This is a genomic window from Sphaerisporangium sp. NPDC005289 (assembly GCF_040607455.1).
Classification (GTDB): Bacteria; Actinomycetota; Actinomycetes; order Streptosporangiales; family Streptosporangiaceae; genus Sphaerisporangium; species Sphaerisporangium rhizosphaerae.
This window is the reverse complement of sequence record NZ_JBEXGS010000058.1, coordinates 1-3,269: the sequence shown is the minus strand read 5'-3', so window position 1 is coordinate 3,269 and position 3,269 is coordinate 1. Positions and strand designations below refer to the sequence as shown.

The window sequence follows — 3,269 nt, the reverse complement described above, 5'->3', positions numbered from 1 at the left end:
CGCTGGTCCTCAAGATTGGGACACGCCGGATAGCCGAAGGAGTACCGGCAACCCGCGATGTTGACCTTCAACATGTCGGCCAGCGCCTCATCACCACCGATACCCAGCTCCGAACGGACCCGGGCATGCCAGTACTCGGCCAGCGCCTCGGTCAACTGCACCGACAACCCATGCAACTCCAGATAATCCCGGTAGGCGTTCTTGGCGAACAACTCCCCCGTCGCCGCCGAGACCGCCGACCCCATCGTCGCCACCTGGAACGCCACCACATCCACCTCCCCCGAATCCCTGGACCGGAAGAAGTCCGACAGGCACAGATGCCGATCACGCCGCTGCCGCGGGAAGGAGAACCGGGTCCGCTCCCCACCCGTCTGCCCGTCCAGGATGATCAAATCGTCGCCGTCCGAGACGCACGGGAAGTAGCCGTAGACCACCGCGGCCTGCAGCAGATTCTCGGTCTGCAACCGCTCCAGCCACATCCGCAGCCGCGGCCGCCCCTCGCTCTCCACCAACTCCTCATACGAGGGCCCGTCCCCGCCGCGGGCGGCCTTCAGCCCCCACTGCCCCATGAACGTCGCCCGCTCATCCAAAAACGCGGCGTAATCGCCCAGCGCGATGCCCTTGACCACCCGCTCCCCAAGGAACGGCGCCACCGGCACCCGGTTGTCGGCCGCCACATCCGAACGCGCCGGCAACGCCTCCACCGGAGTGCGTTCCAACCTCGCACCCGCCTTCACCCGCCGGGTGCGCAACGGCGGCAACTGCGCCCCCGCCACCCCGCGTTTGACGTCCATGAACGCATCCATCAACCGCAGACCCTCGAACGCGTCCCGCGCATAACGCACCTGACCATTGAAGATCTCCGCCATGTCCTGCTCCACATACGCCCGCGTCAACGCCGCGCCGCCGAGCAGCACCGGGAAACGGGAGGCGATCCCACGGGAGTTCATCTCCTGCAGGTTCTCCTTCATGATCACCGTGGACTTCACCAACAGCCCCGACATGCCGATCACATCGGCGTCCTTCTCCTCGGCCGCCTCCAAAATCGCCGACACCGGCTGCTTGATCCCCAGATTGATCACCTCATAGCCGTTGTTCGACAAGATGATGTCCACCAGGTTCTTCCCGATGTCATGCACATCGCCCTTGACCGTGGCCAGCACGATCCGCCCCTTGGTCTCACCCTCCACCCGGTCCATGTGCGGCTCCAGGTAAGCCACCGCCGCCTTCATCACCTCAGCCGACTGCAACACGAACGGCAGCTGCATCTCCCCCGACCCGAACAGCTCCCCGACGGTCTTCATCCCCTCCAAAAGCACGTCGTTGATGATCTCCAGGGCCGGGCGCTGAGACAGCGCCTCCTCCAGATCACCCTCCAGCCCCTTACGCTCCCCATCGATGATCCGCCGCTTCAACCGCTCCCACAACGGCAACCCCGCCAGCTCCGCCGCCCGGCTCTGCCGCAACGACGCCGCATCCACCCCCGCGAACAACTCCATGAACCGCGCCAGCGGGTCATAACCCTCCCGGCGCCGGTCATAGACCATGTCCAACGCCACCTGACGCTGCTCATCCGGGATCCGCGCCATCGGCACGATCTTCGAAGCATGCACGATCGCCGAATCCAGCCCCGCATTCACACACTCGTGCAAGAACACCGAGTTCAGCACGATCCGCGCCGCCGGGTTCAACCCGAAAGAGATGTTCGACAGGCCCAGGGTGGTCTGCACGCCCGGGTAGCGGCGCTTGAGCTCACGAATCGCCTCGATCGTCTCCAGCCCGTCCCGGCGGGTCTCCTCCTGACCCGTCGCGATCGGGAACGTCAGGCAGTCCACGATGATGTCCTCGACCCGCATCCCCCAGTTACCCGTCAAGTCCTCGATCAGCCGGGAGGCCACCGCGACCTTCCACTGCGCGGTACGCGCCTGACCCTCCTCATCGATGGTCAACGCCACCACCGCGGCGCCGTGCTCCTTCACCAACCGCATGATCTTCTGGAACCGGGAATCCGGGCCGTCGCCGTCCTCGTAGTTCACCGAGTTGACCACCGCCCGGCCACCCAGCATCTCCAACCCCGCCGCGATCACCGCCGGCTCGGTGGAATCCAAAACGATCGGCAACGTCGACGCCGTGGCGAACCGGAACGCCAACTCCGCCATGTCGGCCACCCCGTCCCGGCCCACATAATCCACACACAGATCCAGCATGTGCGCCCCATCACGCGACTGCGCCCGCGCGATGTCCACACACTCCTCCCACTGCCCCGCCAGCATCGCCTCACGAAACGCCTTGGACCCATTGGCATTGGTCCGCTCACCGATCGCCAAATACGAGGTGTCCTGCCGGAACGGCACATGCGCATACAACGACGCCGCACCCGCCTCCAAACGCGGCCGCCGGGCAGTAACCGCCTGACCGCCGACCCGCTCCACCACCCGCCGCAGATGCTCCGGCGTCGTCCCGCAACACCCGCCGACCAGCGCCAGCCCGTACTCGCCGGTGAACCCCTCATGCGCATCGGCCAACTCACCCGGCGACAACGGATACCGCGCCCCGTCAGCGGTCAACTCCGGCAACCCCGCGTTCGGCATGCACGACAACGCCACCCCCGCACCGGCATGCTTGGCCAGATACCGCAAATGCTCCGACATCTCCGCCGGACCCGTCGCACAGTTCAACCCGATCACATCGACACCCAACGGCTCGATCGCCGTCAACGCCGCACCGATCTCCGACCCCAACAACATCGCCCCGTTGGTCTCGATCGTCACCTGCGCCACAACCGGCACATCACGCCCCGCCGCCTCGATCGCCCGACGCGCCCCGACCACCGCCGCCTTCACCTGCAACAAATCCTGACACGTCTCAATGATCAACGCATCAGCCCCACCCGCGATCAACCCCGCCGCATTCGCCTCATAAGCATCACGCAACGCCTCGAACCGCACATGCCCCAACGTCGGCAACTTCGTCCCCGGACCCATCGACCCCAAAACGAACCGCGCCCGGCCATCCCCCGCCGCCCACTCATCAGCCGACTCCCGCGCCAACCGCGCCCCCGCCTGCGACAACTCCCACACCCGACCAGCGATGTCATACTCCGCCAACGCCGCCAGATTCGCCCCGAAAGTGTTGGTCTCCACACAATCAACACCCACCGCGAAATACGCGTCATGCACCCCCCGCACAATGTCAGGACGCGTCACATTCAACACCTCATTGCAACCCTCATGACCATCGAAATCATCGAGCGTGGGGTCATAGGCCTG

General features: G+C 65.6%; 1 protein-coding gene. It reads right to left on the bottom strand.

The genetic code is table 11. The features are described from left to right. The coding region (metH, locus tag ABZT47_RS40235) for a methionine synthase (protein WP_354854068.1) at window positions 1-3,269 on the bottom strand (3,269 nt) is incomplete at both ends.